At 37.8% G+C, this 17,180-nt stretch carries 18 protein-coding genes; 11 read left to right on the top strand and 7 right to left on the bottom strand.

Features of this window, described 5'->3' with window-relative positions; translation table 11 throughout:
- Window positions 1-34: 34 nt before the first annotated feature.
- Together HCJ55_RS13040 and HCJ55_RS13035 are read right to left on the bottom strand one after the other, a co-directional pair.
- Window positions 35-241 carry a hypothetical protein gene (locus HCJ55_RS13040; RefSeq protein ID WP_003762628.1) on the bottom strand — a complete coding sequence of 69 codons (207 nt, stop codon included), beginning with the start codon at window positions 239-241 and terminating at the stop codon, window positions 35-37.
- A gap of 27 nt (window positions 242-268) precedes the next feature.
- On the bottom strand, window positions 269-1,171 hold the full coding sequence (locus HCJ55_RS13035; RefSeq protein ID WP_008948048.1) for a methyl-accepting chemotaxis protein: 903 nt from the start codon (window positions 1,169-1,171) through the stop codon (window positions 269-271).
- Between the two features lie 189 nt (window positions 1,172-1,360).
- Between HCJ55_RS13035 and HCJ55_RS13030 the strand changes: the two genes are divergently transcribed.
- Window positions 1,361-1,903, top strand: coding sequence for a GNAT family N-acetyltransferase (locus tag HCJ55_RS13030; protein ID WP_008948047.1), 543 nt, complete (start codon window positions 1,361-1,363; stop codon window positions 1,901-1,903).
- Window positions 1,904-1,937: 34 nt separating this feature from the next.
- Here the strand turns inward: HCJ55_RS13030 and HCJ55_RS13025 are convergent, their stop codons facing one another.
- Window positions 1,938-2,903 carry a cation diffusion facilitator family transporter gene (locus HCJ55_RS13025; RefSeq protein WP_008948046.1) on the bottom strand — a complete coding sequence of 322 codons (966 nt, stop codon included), beginning with the start codon at window positions 2,901-2,903 and terminating at the stop codon, window positions 1,938-1,940.
- Window positions 2,904-3,110: 207 nt separating this feature from the next.
- Here HCJ55_RS13025 and HCJ55_RS13020 point away from each other — a divergent pair, with 207 nt between their 5' ends.
- Together HCJ55_RS13020 and mprF are read left to right on the top strand one after the other, a co-directional pair.
- Window positions 3,111-3,785: a VanZ family protein gene (locus HCJ55_RS13020; RefSeq protein ID WP_185503350.1), complete on the top strand. Its 675-nt coding sequence runs from the start codon at window positions 3,111-3,113 to the stop codon at window positions 3,783-3,785.
- A gap of 26 nt (window positions 3,786-3,811) precedes the next feature.
- A complete protein-coding gene (gene mprF, locus HCJ55_RS13015; protein ID WP_185518541.1) occupies window positions 3,812-6,409 on the top strand; it encodes a bifunctional lysylphosphatidylglycerol flippase/synthetase MprF in 2,598 nt (865 codons plus the stop codon).
- 20 nt (window positions 6,410-6,429) lie between these two features.
- Here mprF and HCJ55_RS13010 read toward each other — a convergent pair whose 3' ends face one another.
- The gene (locus tag HCJ55_RS13010; protein ID WP_185518539.1) at window positions 6,430-7,332 is read right to left on the bottom strand and encodes a TIGR01777 family oxidoreductase; all 903 of its coding nucleotides are present in this window, start codon (window positions 7,330-7,332) and stop codon (window positions 6,430-6,432) included.
- 97 nt (window positions 7,333-7,429) lie between these two features.
- Here HCJ55_RS13010 and recX point away from each other — a divergent pair, with 97 nt between their 5' ends.
- The 3 genes from recX to HCJ55_RS12995 are packed head-to-tail and all read left to right on the top strand — an operon-like array spanning window position 7,430 to window position 8,947.
- Entirely contained in the window at window positions 7,430-8,239 is an 810-nt protein-coding gene (gene recX, locus HCJ55_RS13005; protein ID WP_008948042.1) for a recombination regulator RecX, read from the top strand.
- Window position 8,240: 1 nt separating this feature from the next.
- Window positions 8,241-8,474 (top strand): YfhJ family protein, encoded by a 234-nt coding sequence (locus tag HCJ55_RS13000; protein ID WP_008948041.1) that lies wholly within the window; start codon window positions 8,241-8,243, stop codon window positions 8,472-8,474.
- Between the two features lie 11 nt (window positions 8,475-8,485).
- On the top strand, window positions 8,486-8,947 hold the full coding sequence (locus HCJ55_RS12995) for a dCTP deaminase/dUTPase family protein (protein ID WP_008948040.1): 462 nt from the start codon (window positions 8,486-8,488) through the stop codon (window positions 8,945-8,947).
- Window positions 8,948-8,978: 31 nt separating this feature from the next.
- Here HCJ55_RS12995 and HCJ55_RS12990 read toward each other — a convergent pair whose 3' ends face one another.
- A complete protein-coding gene (locus tag HCJ55_RS12990) occupies window positions 8,979-9,959 on the bottom strand; it encodes a metal-dependent hydrolase (protein ID WP_185518538.1) in 981 nt (326 codons plus the stop codon).
- Between the two features lie 200 nt (window positions 9,960-10,159).
- Here HCJ55_RS12990 and mutY point away from each other — a divergent pair, with 200 nt between their 5' ends.
- The 3 genes from mutY (at window position 10,160) to ntdP (ending at window position 12,689) form a co-directional block, all read left to right on the top strand.
- Window positions 10,160-11,257: an A/G-specific adenine glycosylase gene (gene mutY, locus HCJ55_RS12985; RefSeq protein ID WP_185518536.1), complete on the top strand. Its 1,098-nt coding sequence runs from the start codon at window positions 10,160-10,162 to the stop codon at window positions 11,255-11,257.
- Between the two features lie 3 nt (window positions 11,258-11,260).
- Window positions 11,261-12,007, top strand: coding sequence for an enoyl-[acyl-carrier-protein] reductase FabL (gene fabL, locus HCJ55_RS12980; protein ID WP_185392594.1), 747 nt, complete (start codon window positions 11,261-11,263; stop codon window positions 12,005-12,007).
- A gap of 154 nt (window positions 12,008-12,161) precedes the next feature.
- Window positions 12,162-12,689, top strand: coding sequence for a nucleoside tri-diphosphate phosphatase (gene ntdP / locus HCJ55_RS12975; protein WP_003723875.1), 528 nt, complete (start codon window positions 12,162-12,164; stop codon window positions 12,687-12,689).
- A gap of 41 nt (window positions 12,690-12,730) precedes the next feature.
- Here the strand turns inward: ntdP and HCJ55_RS12970 are convergent, their stop codons facing one another.
- Window positions 12,731-13,819: an aromatic acid exporter family protein gene (locus HCJ55_RS12970; protein ID WP_003739130.1), complete on the bottom strand. Its 1,089-nt coding sequence runs from the start codon at window positions 13,817-13,819 to the stop codon at window positions 12,731-12,733.
- A 106-nt stretch (window positions 13,820-13,925) separates the two neighbouring features.
- Window positions 13,926-15,224 (bottom strand): glutamate-1-semialdehyde 2,1-aminomutase, encoded by a 1,299-nt coding sequence (locus HCJ55_RS12965; RefSeq protein WP_008947643.1) that lies wholly within the window; start codon window positions 15,222-15,224, stop codon window positions 13,926-13,928.
- A 142-nt stretch (window positions 15,225-15,366) separates the two neighbouring features.
- Between HCJ55_RS12965 and HCJ55_RS12960 the strand changes: the two genes are divergently transcribed.
- Entirely contained in the window at window positions 15,367-16,308 is a 942-nt protein-coding gene (locus tag HCJ55_RS12960; protein WP_185518534.1) for an NAD(P)-dependent oxidoreductase, read from the top strand.
- Between the two features lie 82 nt (window positions 16,309-16,390).
- Window positions 16,391-16,837 carry a peroxide-responsive transcriptional repressor PerR gene (perR, locus tag HCJ55_RS12955; protein WP_008947641.1) on the top strand — a complete coding sequence of 149 codons (447 nt, stop codon included), beginning with the start codon at window positions 16,391-16,393 and terminating at the stop codon, window positions 16,835-16,837.
- Window positions 16,838-17,180: the final 343 nt, after the last annotated feature.

Here is a 17,180-nt window from a genome sequence, read left to right as displayed (position 1 = left end):
AAAGCCCACCTATAAAAATAGGTGGGCTTTTTGTTTATCCAAGCTCTTTCCAGTGCCAATTACCAATATGTAGACCTTGATCCATTTCATTAGAGGTAAAACTATCGGCTCTAGCTTCTGTCTTTGCTCTCGTAAGTGAAGTGGCGCTTCCAAAACTATTTGCGGTTTCATAATGGTACTCTTGGTTGTTTAAACGAATAATAATGGCGCGACCAGAAGGATGTTTTCCTATTAGTTTCAAGATTTCTTCGCTCCTTTTTTCAGTCGGTTAAATCATTTTTGTGAAAGCACCGGCATTTTGATCCAAAGCAGTAGAGGCAGATTCAATTTGGCTAAAATCTTCTAAAGATAAAATAAGTACTTCTTGGCTTTCCTCGACTTTTGCTTCGACGCGTTCTGTACCACTGGAAATCGTATTAATTTCTTGGGTGATACCGTTGACACTTTTTTCGACTTCTTTAATCGCTTCTTCCACACGGCTTGAAAGTTTGCGAACTTCTTCTGCGACAACACTAAAGCCACGACCAGCATCACCAGCACGTGCGGCTTCAATCGCTGCATTTAGCGCTAGTAAATTCGTTTGCGAGGCAATACCATTAATTGTATTAATAATCCCATGAATATTTTGTGCTTCCGTTTGCAAGTCGTGTAGAGTAACAGTATTCTCATTTGACTCTTTCGTGATTGATTTCACGAGTTCGAGGAGAGCTTCACTGCGCGTTTTTCCAACACTGGAATGTTCTTTTAAATTGGTTGCCATATTTTTTAAACCTGATGCAAAATCATGAACTGTTTCTTCTCTTCGCGTAATGTCAGTCGCGATTTTTGCAACACCAACAACCAAGTCTTCGCGAATAATCGGGATATAAGTCGCTTCAAACCAAACACGTTCACCACGTGCATTTTTTCGTTCAATTTTATTTTGAAATTTTTGCCCAGCAAGCAGGTTGGTCCACATTTCTTTGTAGCTTGCACTTTGAACAAAATCAGGAAAGCATAAGTCCGGATGGGACAATTTCAACATTTCATCTTCTGAATATCCCATAGCTTCCGCAAAAAGGGCATTAGCATAAGTTACTTTTTTATTAGTATCAAAACGAATTATTGCCACGTTTTGAAGTAAACCATCGAGAAGGAGAGTTGCGTCTTCTGTTTCCGCATTAACAATCATTAAAAAAACCTCCATTTTTTAGAAAAATAATATAAAAATAACCAACATCAACATAATAACACACTTATATTCGTAATAGAAGGTTTATTTTTTAATAAAATGGGTATAAAGAGGAATTTGACTTAGTAGTTTGACTTGCAATCAAACGAGAACAATCTTATAATTTAGAAAAATGCGGGAGGGATACGGATGCGGATTACAGGGGAACGGATTTACTTAAGACCATTTCAAATAACAGATGCGAATCAAAAACTAGCTTTTCATCTAGCGAATAAAGCTTTTTTTGAAGGCTATTCGATGGAGCGGGATGAGCGATTTTATTTGATAGAAGAACAGCAAGCGCTTATTTCACGTTTAGAGGATTTTGCTGCGAGCGATGTGGAATATTATTATGGGATATTCTTGAATAATACTGATGAACTGATTGGCACGATTAATTTATTTAGTATTTTGCGCGAATCGTTGCAATCAGCCTTTATCGGTTATTTTCTAGATAAAGAACATAATGGAAATGGTTATGCCACCGAGGCAGTAGAGTTAATAGTAGATTTTGGTTTCGATATCCTTGGTCTTCATCGTATTGAAGCTGGTGTGATGCCAAAAAATGAACGTTCCAAACAAGTGCTTTTAAAAGCGGGCTTCCACATAGAAGGGCTCGCGGTTAAAAATGTGCGCATTAATGGTACGTGGGAAGACCACCAAGTACTCGCAATTATAAATCCTGGAGACTAAAAAAAGCCAAGTGCACGCACTTGGCTTTTTCTTCTTAGCGTCCGTCACCATATTCCCAGTTACGAATCGCATCATCTTCATCAAAGGAAATGAGTACATCCGCAACACCGCGCAGATTTCCAATGTTTTCTTCTAAACGATCTTTAATATCATCTACTTCAGCGAGTGTCAGCATTGGGTCTAATTCAACCTCGACATCGACATGGAAAACGTCGCCTTCTTTAAGTACAGTTAAAACTTGAATATCGCGAACATCCGGGTCACTCATTACTAGTTGGCCAACTGTCAAGTGCATACTTTGATCCGACTCGCCAATAACACCCGCCGCATTGTCCAAAAAGACTTTTCCAACAACGATAAACATCATGACTCCAATCAACATCGAAGCAATACCTTCTGCCTGATGGAAAGGGGTGAAGTGGGAAATAATAACGGCAATCATCGCGAGCAATCCGCCACCAGTTGCAACGGAATCTTCTAAAAATACCAGTTTGGTTGCCGCTTTTGCCTTACCGAGATTTAAGATGCTGTCTTTAAACAATTGAAGTCCTTTTGATTCTAAACCAACATCATGTGCAATTTCATGCATTGCCTTCACTAAAACCGAAAACTCAAGTACGGTACAAAGTAAAAGGACAGTAAGGTTAATCAGAAAACCGGTCGAACTTGTTGGATGGATAATATGCGCGAAACCTTCACGAATCGTTTCAAACGCCATAATCCCAACAACAATAACCGCACCAAGTAATACTAAGTTAACCATCCGCCCAAAACCATGCGGAAAACGTTTCGTTGGTCGTTTCTTACTTAAAGCAGAGCCGATAAAAACGAAAAATTGGTTAGCCGCATCACCAAGACTATGTAACGTTTCAGCAAACATCGCAATATTTCCTGTAAAAAAATAAGTCACGCCTTTGATAATGGAAACAATTGTATTAACAAGCGCCGCAGTTAAAGCTGATTTATTACCTTCTTTTAATAACCCTAATAATTCTTTCATCCTAGTCTCCTCCACAAATATCATTAAGAAATTGTAGCACTTTTTCGGTTAAAAAGAAAATAAGAACCCGAAACCCTTACATAAGCTTGCAAAAATGTAAGCACAAACAAGCTTTCTTTTCATTTTTATATCTGCTAAACTGTTACTAGGAGCTTATTCAGAGAGTCTGAAAGCTGATTTTGAAACGGAAGGCGTTGGAATACGAGAATGCAGGTCCAAAAATGCCGTTTTTTTGTGTTGTTATTACCAGTATTATATCTCCTTTACGGGATTTCGCTCGCATTACAATTTGGGAATAACGCTGATTTAATTAATGCGATTGCTAATAGTTGTTTACTTTTTTTAGCGACACTCATACTAACTAACATGGCGCAGCTAAAAAATTGGATAGACTTTATCTGGTTTTGTGTTTTTATTCTCTATATAATTATCTTATTACACCTAGTGGCTTACATATCGATTGGAGATTTCGTAAATAGTACCTATACAGGAACTTTCCATATTCAAAAAGAAATGATGAACTTAATACCCTTTACAACGATAGAAAATACATTCAAGCAAACATTACCAACGATGCCTACCATCATTCAAATTATCGGGAATGTTTTATTGTTATGCCCACTGTCTTTCTTCATGCTTTACTTCAAAATAACAAACACAGCGAGCAAAACACTGCTAGTAGTATTCCTTACTTCATGCGGCATCGAACTACTACAATTTGCGCAAACAACGATGATTACAGGATTCGAAGGCATTTCGCTACCACCCAATCGTTCGACAGACATAGATGATATCATTTTAAATACGTTAAGTGGTTTAATCGGCATTATGCTCGCGTATGCTGTACCATCCGTTAGAAAACGAATAAATAAAAAAAGATGAATGGAAAATGTTAAGGAGACTCTATTATGAAAGAAAAATTGATGCAAGCCTATGCGTGGTTTCAAAAAAATAGTACCATCGTAAAAATTGTCTTTATCACTTTTGTGATGGGATTCGTTATATACGAAATTATTAATATTGCGACCGGAATTGACTATTCGTCATTAAAAGCCAATATCACTTCCCAAAGCCCAGAACAAATATTTATTATGTTTATCGTTGGCTTAATCGCAGTGACCCCGATGCTTTTATATGATTATGTCATTGTTAAGTTGTTACCCGGAAAGTTTTCACCATCGCATGTGATTGCTTCTGGTTGGATCACCAATACTTTTACGAATATTGGTGGATTCGGTGGGGTGTTAGGAGCCAGCCTAAGAGCAAGCTTTTACGGGAAAAATGCCTCCCATAAAGAAATTTTACTAGCTATTTCCAAAATTGCTTTATTCTTAGTATCCGGCTTATCGATTTACTGTTTAGTATCATTAGCCACATTACTCATTCCAGGATTTGCAGATCATTTTGTTAATTACTGGCCGTGGTTACTTGCTGGAGGACTTTATTTCCCCATCTTATTCACTATTACAAAATGGAAAAGTAAGTCACTCTTTGTCGATTTACCAATTAAACGCGAACTAACATTAATCGCAGCATCTCTTTTAGAGTGGGGCTTTGCATTTGGGTGTTTCGCTATTATTGGAACGCTGATGGGAGAACCAGTAGACATCTTCAAAGTTTTCCCACTATTCGTTATCGCTTCTGTCATTGGGATTGCCTCCATGGTACCCGGTGGAGTAGGGACGTTTGACGTTGTAATGATTCTTGGACTAAGCCAATTAGGCGTTTCTCAAGAATTAGCACTCGCGTGGATGCTATTTTATCGAATTTTCTACTATATTATTCCATTTGTAGTCGGACTACTTTTCTTCGTTCAAAAAGCCGGCAAACGAGTAAATGACTTTTTAGAAGGCCTGCCATTGCTATTTTTACAAAAAGTGGCGCATCGCTTTTTAGTTATTTTCGTCTATGGATCTGGTTTATTACTGATTTTATCGTCATCTGTGCCAAACGCCATCTATCACGTGCCATTCCTATACAAAATTATGCCGTTTAATTTCTTATTTACATCCCAAATTACGATTGTTGCTTTCGGCTTTTTACTGCTCGGACTTGCGAGAGGGATTGAATGTAAAACGAAAAAAGCATACATTATTACGGTTATTGTACTAGGTTGCGCGATTTTCAACACATTAGCTCGTGTATTCTCGATTAAGCAAGCTGTCTTTTTAGGAATTGTTTTATTATGTTTATTCCTAGCTCGCAATGAATTTTACCGAGAAAAGCTAGTTTATACTTGGAGTAAAGTAATTATTGATAGTATTATTTTCATTGTTTGTTTGGCAGGTTATATCGTTATCGGTATTTACAATTCGCCAAATATCAAGCATTCTAAAGAAATTCCAGACTATTTACGTATTGCCTCTGAACATCTATGGCTAGTCGGATTTGTCGGTGTCTTTATCGCTGTCGTTAGTTTAGTCGTTATCTATATTTATTTATCCACAACAAAAGAAAAGTTAGGCTCACCATTTGAAGCGGTCAAAGTGCGTGAACACCTAGCAAAATGGGGTGGAAATGAAGTCAGCCATACAATGTTTTTGCGTGATAAACTTCTTTTCTGGGCAGCGAATGGGGAAGTACTTTTCTCTTACCGAATTATTGCGGACAAAATGGTTATCATGGGAGAACCTACTGGTAATATGGACAAAATGGAAGATGCAATTGAAGAAGTTATGATGAACGCGGATCGATTCGGTTATCGACCAGTTTTCTATGAAGTTCGTGGCACCATGATTCCTTATTTACACGATCACGGCTTTGACTTTATCAAACTTGGTGAAGAAGGCTTCGTGGATGTCCAAAACTTCACTATGAGCGGCAAAAAGAAAAAAGGCGAGCGCGCGCTAATGAACAAGTTAGAGCGGGAAGGCTATACGTTTGAAATAATAAATCCACCATTCAATCATGAAACCTGGACGACACTACGAGCAGTTTCCGATGAATGGCTGGACGGAAGAGAAGAAAAAGGTTTTTCACTAGGATTCTTTGATACCTATTATCTCGAACAAGCACCTATCGCCATTGCTAAAAACGGTGAAGGTACTGTCGTCGGTTTTGCCTCGATGATGCCGTCTTATACGGACGAAATGACTTCCATTGACCTAATGCGTTATTCCAAAGAAGCGCCATCAGGCATTATGGATTTCCTTTTCATCAACTTATTCGAACAAGCCAAAGAAGATGGCTTCCAAACATTTAATGCCGGCATGGCGCCACTTGCCAATGTCGGAGAAAGTAAATATGCTTTCCTAGGTGAACGATTAGCGGGACTTGTTTACCGTTATAGTCAAGGCTTTTACGGTTTCAAAGGATTACGTAATTTCAAATCCAAATACGTAACCGAATGGGAACAAAAATTTGTTGCCTTTAGAAAACGAAGCTCCATTGCTTTCACGATGTTACAACTAATGATTCTCGTTGGTAAAAAACGACCACTTGCAAACAACCAAGTCGTCCTTGATTTCCCGCTTGAAGAACAAACAAAAAAACCAGATTCTGAGTAAAATCAGAGTCTGGTTTTTTATTAATCGAGCAAGTCATCCAGCGCTTCCTGTAAAGTTTCAAAGCGAAATTCAAAATGATGACTCATTAATTTTTCCGGATAAGCTCGCTGGCTATCTAAAATAGTCATAGCGCGTTCACCAAGAATAAACTTGATAATTTTTTTAGGAACCGGTGTTTTATATGGTTTATGCATCTTTTTCCCGAGTCGTTCTGCAAATTTCTTCTCTTGGACAGGATGTGGGGCAGTAAAATTAACGACACCACTTATCTCTTCATGGTCAAAAATAAATAATAACGCCGCAACAACATCATCAACATGAATCCAAGAATACCATTGTCTACCATTACCAAAGCGGCCACCCGTGTAAGTTTGAAATAACTTTTCAAAAACAGGGAACGAGCCACCATCAGTCCCAAGCACAAGACCAAAGCGCGCATAAACAACGCGAATACCTAAATCACCCGCCGCACTTGCTGTCTTTTCCCATTCATAAACCGTTTTTCCTAAGAAATTATCGGCATAAGTATTTTCTTCTGTATCCAGATAAATAGTTGATTTAGAGGACGTATAAGCCCCAATTGCACTTGCATTAATCCATAGTTTTGGCTTGGATTTCATTTTCTTCACAATCGATAGAAGCGCTGAAGTAGCTTCGATGCGGCTATTTACAATCACTTTCTTTCTATCATAAGTCCATTTTTCATCCATCAAACCAGCACCAGCAAAATTAATACCAACATCTACTGGTAAATCATCTAAATTAGGTAATTTATCATCATTTAACCATTCAATATAATGTACATTCGCGCGGTTTTTTAGCTTTTGCCTCGTTAAAATATAAAGCTCATGATCAGATTTTTCTAATTCATGCACTAAATGATCACCAATAAAACCCGTTGCGCCTGTAAGTAAGATATGCAATTTTATCACCTCTTTATTGTCCTAACTAGTTTATTCCCTTTTTAGTAGTATTAAAACCAATTTTTGCGGTATGATAGAGGGGAGAAGGAGGCGGATTATGAAAATCACGTCCATAAGTGTCCAACAGAAAAACAAAGAGCGCTACAACATTTTTATTGATGAAAAATACAACTTTAGTGTAGACGAAGAAGTTTTAGCCCGCTACCAGTTAATGAAAGGAAAAACGCTCACTGAGGCTGAAATAGAAGAAATCAAACAATCCGATATGGTCCGAAAAGGTCTTAATAAAGCAATCAATTTCTTATCTCACCGCGTCCGCTCGGAAAAAGAAATTCGCGATTATTTAAGAAAACAAGAAATGGAACCTTTTGCTATTGATGAGATTTTAAAAAAACTAGCTGATATGGATTACATTAACGATGTTGAATTTGCGGAACTATATACTAAAACACAAATCAAAACAACCCTAAAAGGTCCGCGAACCATCGAACGCGAATTAGTCGAAAAAGGCTTAACACGAGAAATCATTAGCCAAGTTATCGAAGAATATTCCGATGAGGATCAACTCGAAAACGCCACGAAACAAGCAATCAAAATCATGAAACGAAATAACAAAAGCGCTAAAAAAATGCTCCAACAAAAAATCATCACCGATTTAATCCAAAAAGGCTATACGAGCGAATTAGCCAAAGCGGCCGCATTGGAAGCAACGAGCGAAATAGATGTAGCCGATGAAGCAGACATCTTACAAAAACAAATCGAAAAAACCATGCGTAAAAATAAACGCTACAAACCAAGCATCGCCAAGCAAAAAACAATCACATCGCTAATGCAGAAAGGTTTTTCTTATGATACAATTCAATCATACCTAACTGAAAATGAAATCAGTTTCGAGGAGGAAGAGTGAAGTGTACACATATTTAGATGAACTAACGGCGGAATTGATGGCTAAAAACCCGCATTTAGATAAAGAAAAAGCTTTATGGTGGATTGAAATGCTTTGGTCCGATTTCGAAAGTTCCTATGCAAAAGCAGGCTACCCGTACCGCGGTCCTGAGTACGCGGCGGATTACGTTCGACAACAAATCGAGCGCCACGGTAGCTTTTTACATCAAGTAGAACGAAAAGACCCAAACAAATAGGAGTGAACAAAGTGAAAGTAAGAGGATTTGAAGTAGTAAATGAAGCAAGCAGAAAGTTTCCAGAACAAACGATATCTTTACCAATACGCGGCGACAAAGGTTCAGCCGGCTATGATTTCTTCTCCAATGAAACAGTAACTATCGCGCCAGGAGAAAAACATATTTTTTGGACAGATATTAAAAGTTATATGCAAGAAGATGAAGTGCTAAATATCCATGTGCGTTCTTCCATTGGTATTAAAAAAGGTTTATTACTATGTAACGGTACAGGAATTATCGATTCTTCTTATTATAGTAATCCAGGTAATGACGGCAATATCGGCATTGCCATCAAAAATTTCTCTTCCGAACCAGTAGCGATTGAAGCGGGTGAACGTGTCGCTCAAGGTGTATTCCAAAAATACTTAGTCGCAGATACAGATATCGTTGCCAACGAATCACGTGTTGGTGGGGTAGGAAGTACAGGTAGATAAATAAAAAAGACCCGGAATCCCGGGTCTTTTTTTAAATACTAACAGGTGCTAGTTTTTTGTATAATTTTTCTGTTGAGAAAATCCAACCAGTATACGATGAAATAATATTTAAATCATCATCTAGCTTAACTACTGCTACAAATGGATAATGCCCATTACTACGATAACGTAAATCGGTGAATGTTACATAAGTGCCATCAAGTTTTTCCTCAATCCGCCAGTTGTAAACTTTCGAGAATGAGATGAAAGCAGCAAGATTCTTATCTTTTTTAGCAGAACGAATGATTTCGTTATCTGGAACGGGTAACCGGTCAAATTTTTCGTAGATGGAGATGTTACGTTTGAAAGCTCGACCTACATAGTAATGATCCTTCGTTGTTACCGCCACACGCCACTGGAAGAAGTGGATGGTGGAAGCAATAATGATTTCTTCTGAATCTGGAATTAAGTTTTGAACCGCATGTTTGATCATTCGCTGCGTAACAAATCTTGCCACATAATAAAGTGCCAAAACGATATAGAGCGTGATAAACGTGGGTAACACTGGAGAACCTAACAACCAAGCCGCAATAGCAACTACATGAGAACCAAAAATGAACCAATCAAACGTGTTGATAAATCCAAATGCGACCCATGTTTCCTTAAACGGTCTTATTGCTTGTGTCCCGTAAGCGTTAAAAATATCTACAAAAATGTGTAATCCCACCGCGATAAACGTCCATAACAATAAATGAATAAACGTGGCCGCTGGGAAAAGTAAATACAAAATGGATGAAATAAGTAATGGCCAAATAGCAAGCATCGGCAAGGAATGCGTGATTCCTCGGTGATTTCTAATATAATCAGCGTTGTTTTTAAGTTTTAATACAGTGTCAATATCTGGAATCTGTGAACCAATAATTGTTGCTGTCATAATACCAATGGCAGCTTGAGAACTTCCGGCAACTACCGGGTCTACGGTGGCTAACGCTCCGAGTGCAATTCCCATTACTACGTGTGTGCCAGTATCCAATGACTTTGCCTCCTCTAAAATCGGTCTTAAAAAAATACAAGTGGTGTTGCCTTTGAGAGCACAACACTATTCAATTAAGCCAGCATTCTGTATAATAGAAATCGGCTTAATAATGGGTATACTATTTTATTCCCTGTCTACATTATACTACACATCCGGAGCATCACACATTAGAAATCTATTAGAATTACGAGGGGAAAATGAGAAAAATGAAGAGACTAACATGGGATGAAACAAAAATAACCGCTTTTCAAGAAGCACTTGTTTCCTGGTATGAAGCGAATAAACGCATCTTACCGTGGCGTGAAAATAACGAACCTTACAGAATTTGGGTCTCAGAAATCATGCTGCAACAAACAAAAGTCGACACAGTGATTCCTTATTTTAATCGCTTTATGACTCAATTTCCAACAATGGAACATTTTGTTAAAGCGGATGAAGCAGATATTTTAAAGGCTTGGGAAGGATTAGGTTATTATTCTCGCGTCAGAAATCTTCAAACAGCGATGAAACAAGTTATGGCGGACTTTTCTGGTGTAGTCCCAAACGATTTAACAACGATTTTATCACTTAAAGGTGTTGGTCCATATACAGCTGGAGCCATTCTTAGCATTGCTTACAATCAAGCAGAACCTGCCGTTGATGGCAATGTAATGCGTGTCATTGCGCGCGTTTTAGAAATTAGCGAAGACATCATGAAAGCATCCACCCGGAAAATATTTGAAGAAGTGTTGTATCAATTAATCGACAAAGAACATCCGTCCGCCTTTAACCAAGGTCTAATGGAAATTGGGGCACTCGTCTGTACGCCGACTAAACCAATGTGTATGCTTTGCCCGCTTCAACCGTTTTGTGAAGCGCATAAAAATGGTGTCGAAACGAATTACCCAGTGAAAATCAAAAAAGTAAAAACGAAAACCAAGGAACTATTAAGCATTATCGTTATTTCAGATGATGGCAAAATTGCCATCGAAAAGCGTCCAGAAAATGGTCTGCTTGCGAATATGTGGCAATTTCCAACCATCGAAATCACCAAAAAAGAAAATGATGAAGTAGTAAAACTACAATTTTTACATAATTATGGCTTGGAAGTTTTACTAGAAGAAGAGCCAATTGCGCATATCAAACACGTTTTTTCTCATTTAGTCTGGAAAATGGATATTCGTGTAGCAACGCTTAAGTCAGCAATTCCAAATGAAAATTGGTATTTTGCGACAGAAGAAGAAATGAAGCGGCTTGCTTTTCCAGTACCATATCAAAAAATGTGGCAAGCTTGGAAAGATTTTAAGGGGGAGTAACAAATGAATAAAGTAGCATTAGTAACAGGAAGTAGTCGCGGTCTTGGAAGAGAAATCGCCATCGCACTTGCAAAAGAGGGGTATGATATCGCGGTCAACTTTTCCAGAAATCGCAAAAAAGCAGAAGAAGTACAGCAAGAAATTGAACAACTTGGTAGAAAATGCACGATTTTTAAAGCCAATGTTGGTGACGTGGAAAAAATTAGAGAATTATTTAAAGCAGTAGACGAGGAATTTGGTCGTCTAGATGTTTTTATTAACAATGCAGCGAGCGGCGTACTTCGGCCATTGATGGAACTGGAAGAATCACACTGGGACTGGACGATGAACATTAATGCGAAGGCGTTATTATTTGCTGGACAAGAAGCGGCTAAATTAATGCAACGCCACCAAAGCGGGAAAATTATTAGCTTGAGCTCGATTGGTTCGATTCGTTATTTAGAAAATTATACGACAGTCGGTGTATCGAAAGCGGCAGTAGAATCACTTACTCGTTATTTAGCAGTTGAATTGGCGCCATTTGGCATTGCGGTTAATGCAGTTTCTGGCGGTTTAATCGAAACAGACGCACTCAACCATTTTCCCAACCGTGAAGAATTATTAAAGGACGCTGTCAGCAAAACACCGGCCGGACGAATGATTGAGCCAAATGATCTAGTAAATGCCGTACTTTTCCTCGCTAGTGATAAAGCAGACATGATCCGCGGACAAACTATTTTAGTAGATGGTGGTAGAACACTTTTAGTATAGTATAGTAAAACAGGTGAAAATTAGTTATTTTGCATAAAAATCACTCTTTTTTTAGGAAAATCTTCCGTTTCAGCACGATATTGTTTTTTTGCAGTCTTGCCTTATGTTATAATAATAATGATTTTGATAGTACATGAGGAAAGTAGGATAAAGGATGTACTTACCCAAAGAGAAAGAAATAATACAGATCAAGAGCTACAAACATAACGGTAAACTTCATCGTACTTGGAAAAAGACAGTGGTGCTTAAATCGACGGAGAATATTATTATCGGCGGAAACGACCACACATTAGTTGTGGAAGCAGACGGACGTAAATGGGTAACGCGCGAACCATCTATTTGCTACTTTCATAGTGATTACTGGTTTAATGTAATCTCGATGATTAGAGAAGATGGCATTTATCATTACTGCAATCTAGGTACACCTTTTGCAGTAGATGAGCAAGCGCTGAAGTACATTGACTATGATCTCGATATTAAGGTTTTCCCAGATGGAAGGTTTCATTTGCTTGATGAGGGCGAATACGAACAACACCGTCGCCAAATGAAGTACCCGGACTCGATTGACCGGATACTTCGACATAATGTGGATGTGCTAAGCCACTGGATTTTGGACAAAAAAGGTCCATTTTCTCCTGACTACATCGACATTTGGTATGAAAAGTATAAAGAATACCGTTAAAAAAACGAGCTTTGGAGTTTATCTCCAAGCTCGTTTTTTGTTTATTCTTCGTTAACATTAATATCGATTTGATTTTCTTCTGTATGTCTTAGTTTAAAACTATGAATCAATTTTTCTAAATAATCGATAGTCTCTTGATAAGCAAATATCGAGGCGATAATACGCATTAAATGGTATTTATCCATCATATCCTCATATTCATCTTTTTCCGTTTCTTCCATTTCACGCAAGAAAAGTTGCATTAAATCTTGGGGATCTTGAGCTAAATGGGATTCTACATATTCAAGATCAATCGAAACCTTATCGATATAAGTTAATAAAAGTTGTTCATGTTTATCGGTTAGGTAGTCGATATGTTGCCGAATTAATTCTTGCTTATCTGGTGGCAGTTGCAAATAATCATTTTCATAACGGTGCTGAATTTTTAAAAGCTCAAAACCTTTTTGAGAACAAAGCAACATTTGCCTATAAACAGCAATTTTCCGGCCTTTTGAAATGGCATTTTTCTTTAAGAAAGTACGTTCTTCTCGGTATAATCCGTATAAGTTACGCGTTTGGTTTAACTGTTTTTGCATCCATTCCATGTCTTTTTTTAGAAGAGGGAAGTCTGCAGCGTGACGCAAGTTTAATTTAATCCAACGAACAATCTCGCTATTCGTATTATAAATTAACTGAAATAATGAAACCTCGTATTTCGGTGGTAAAAAGAACAGATTGACAATAAATGCGGCAAGTAAACCTAACATAATTGTCCCAAAACGAATAAGTGCGATTTCTAAAAAGTCATTACCAGGAGAATCCATAACGATAATGAGCGTCACAACTGCGAGGCCAATCGTATTCTCCAAGCGGAATTGCATTAATAAAGCAACACAGATAATCGAAGCAACTCCAATTAAAATAAAATCATTACCAATATAAAGTCCAAAAATAATTGCGATGATAGCTCCAATTACGTTCCCTTGTGCCCGTTCTAAAATAGTTCGATAAGACCTATAAATAGAAGGTTGGATAGCAAAAACGGCGGAAATGCCTGCCAGAGATGGAGAGGGTGAATTGCAAAGTTGAGCGATAAAAAGCGCCAATGTGATTGCAATACCAGTTTTCAAAATTCTAGCTCCGAATTTCATGGAAGGTTATTCCTTTCTATAGACTATTTGAGCGGGACTTTTCGCATTTTCCCGCTCATTCTTCTTCTATTATAACGTTTCTCTCGAGTTTATAAAGTAATATTACCTAGTTATCTTGAACCATTTTTCCAAAAACAGTATCAACTGCTGCGATTGTTTCTACAATATCTGCTTCCGAATGCGCGGATGTAATAAACCATGCTTCGTATTTAGAAGGCGCCAAATTAATACCTTCTTCTAACATACCTTTGAAGAAACGACCGAATAATTCGCCATCGGTAGCACCAGCTTCTGCATAGTTAGTAATGGCTTCGTCTGTAAAGTACACTGTCAAAGCGCCAACAATTTGGTTTACAGTAACTGCGATACCATGTTTGGCAGCTGCTTTTTCAATACCAGCTTTCAACATCGAACCATATTTTTCAAAGCGCTCATACAATCCTTCTTCTTGTAAAACTTCGAGACAAGCAATCCCCGAAAGAATGGATGCCGGGTTACCAGCGTGAGTCCCAGCTTGATATGCCGGGCCAAGCGGTGCCACTTTTTCCATAATATCAATGCGACCACCATAAGCGCCAATCGGAAGACCGCCACCAATAATTTTACCCATAGCAGTTAAATCAGGAATAACGCCTAGATAATTTTGAGCTCCACCATACATAAAGCGGAAAGCAGTGATAACCTCATCATAAATAACTAAAGAATCATTGGCATGCGCAAATTCATTAACCGCCTCCAAAAATCCTTCTTTTGGTGCAACCATTCCAAAGTTACCAACAATTGGCTCTACTAAAACTGCAGCAACTTGATCGCCCCAAACAGCGAGTGCTTCTTTAAATGCTTCCAGATCATTAAACGGAACTGTAATAACTTCTTCTGCAGTAGATTTTGTAACCCCAGCAGAATCAGGAATCCCAAGTGTAGATGGCCCAGACCCAGCTTCCACCAACACTAAATCAAAATGCCCATGATAACAACCAGCAAATTTAATAATTTTATCTCTTCCTGTATAAGCACGAGCCACACGAATAGTTGTCATAACAGCTTCCGTCCCAGAATTTGTAAAACGAACTTTCTCAAGTGAAGGAATAGCTTCTTTTAACATTTTCGCAAATGTAATTTCGTGTCTCGTAGGTGTTCCGTATAAAACGCCATTTTGCGCCGCTTTTGTAATCGCTTCTGTAATATGAGGATGTGCATGCCCAGTAATGATTGGCCCGAATGCAGCTAAATAATCAATATACTTATTGCCATCCACATCATAAAAATAAGCGCCACTAGCTCGCTCCATTGTTACAGGAATTCCACCGCCAACCCCTTTATTTGACCTAGATGGGCTATTAACCCCGCCAACTATATGTAAAAGTGCTTCGTCATGCAATTGCTTTGACTTAGAATGATCCATTTCGTCATCTCCTCAAAATTTTAATACCTACTATATTCTATGCGAAAAAATAAGATGCCGCAATCGAAAAAACAATATAATTGCCGATAAATGAAAAAAAGCATAAAATTAAATCATAGCAAAGGAAAGGAAGTGCGGCAAAATGAACATTTTATTTACTTTAGACGTACCCGAACACCTAAAAACCTTGCAAGCGGAGAAATTCCCAGATGAAACTTTTTACTATGAAAGCAATAATCATTTTGCCGATTTAGCAGAAATAGATGTCATCGTCACATACGGCTCCAATATTACAGAAGAAAAAATAAAACAAGCTAAAAAACTACAATTAATCATGGTCTTCTCTGCGGGAGTTGATGGCTTACCGACAGAAATAATCCAAGAACGACAAATAAAGGTCGCGAATGTAAGAGGGATTCATGCAATACCAATGGGGGAATATGCACTATCTTTCATGCTATCTCACGTCAAAAAAACTTCTTTCTTCTATAAAATGCAAAAAGAAAAAAACTGGGTAAGTGAGGAACCAATTACAGAACTAGCAGGAAAAACATTAGTTGTCGCAGGAACAGGAGCTATCGGAGCAAAAGTGGCTGAATTCGCTAAAGCATTCGATATGCAAGTTATAGGAGTTAACACAACAGGTCATCCTGTAAAACCATTTAGCAAAACTTATGCTATGTCCGATATCGAAAAAGTAGCTCCTTTAGCAGATTTTTTTGTTAGTGTGTTACCTCATACAAAACAAACAACAGGAATCTATCCGCTATCATTTTTTGAGAAAATGAAAGAAAATGCGGCTTTTATCAATATAGGAAGAGGAAGTGCCGTAGAGTTAAATGTGCTAGAGCAAGCTTCGAACCAGCAGTTAATCACTCATTTTTATTTAGATGTTTTACCAGCAGAACCACTTTCTGAAGATAATTACTTATGGCAAGCGAATAATGTAACAATCACACCACATGTTTCTGGACATTCCGACAAATATTTAGAACGTAGCTTTGAAATTTGGTTTCAAAATATCAATCTTTTGAAAGAAAACACTCCATTACGCAATGAAATTGATTTAAGTAAAGGATATTAAGCTATAAATTCTGCCATTCTATTGACAGTTAAGCGTTATTTCCGGTATTATAAAGATAATAATTATTTTTGGAAGGGAGTGCATGGCGGTGTCTAATGCAACTCTAAAAGAGGCAGTAGATGTCTTGAAGAAAACAGGAGTAAGAATCACTCCTCAGCGTCATGCTATACTTGAATTCTTAATTAACTCACATACACACCCAACTGCGGATGACATATATCGGTCTCTAGAAGGCAACTTCCCAAACATGAGTGTAGCAACTGTATATAATAATTTACGCGTTTTCCGCGATGCGGGTCTAATTAAAGAATTATCCTATGGTGACGCATCTAGTCGATTTGATTTTTCTACTTCTAATCATTACCACGCAATTTGTAATGTTTGTGGAAAAATAGTTGATTTTCATTATCCAGGTTTAGACGAAGTAGAGCATTTTGCAGCTCATATGACTGGCTATGAAATCGATAACCACAGACTCGAAGTATATGGTACATGTCCAGATTGCAAAGAAAAACAAGCAAATAATTAAACAAAAACACTTAGCCTAGCTAAGTGTTTTTTTATGTTTCATGCAATTTTTTTCATTTTTATTAAATTTTATGCATAATTCGGTTGACATATTTCTCAAAACTTGATATATTAGTTTTCGGCGCTACGATAGCGGCAATTTAAAAGAATTTTATTCATAAATTAATTTTAAAAAGTTGTTGACAGATAGTTGCTAAAATGATATGATTTAAAAGTCGCAAAAAACAAATGAAAACATTCGCACATCAAGTGTGAAAGCGACTAACCGACCTTTGAAAACTGAACAAAGAAGAAGACGAAAAGCAATGAGACGTAAAGTCTCACTGGTAATCGCAGGGCAGAAA

Origin of the sequence: Listeria marthii (genome assembly GCF_014227425.1) — a bacterium.
GTDB classification, from domain to species: Bacteria; Bacillota; Bacilli; order Lactobacillales; family Listeriaceae; genus Listeria; species Listeria marthii.
Note: the sequence above shows the minus strand (reverse complement) of the source record. Positions and strands in the feature narration are given on the sequence as shown.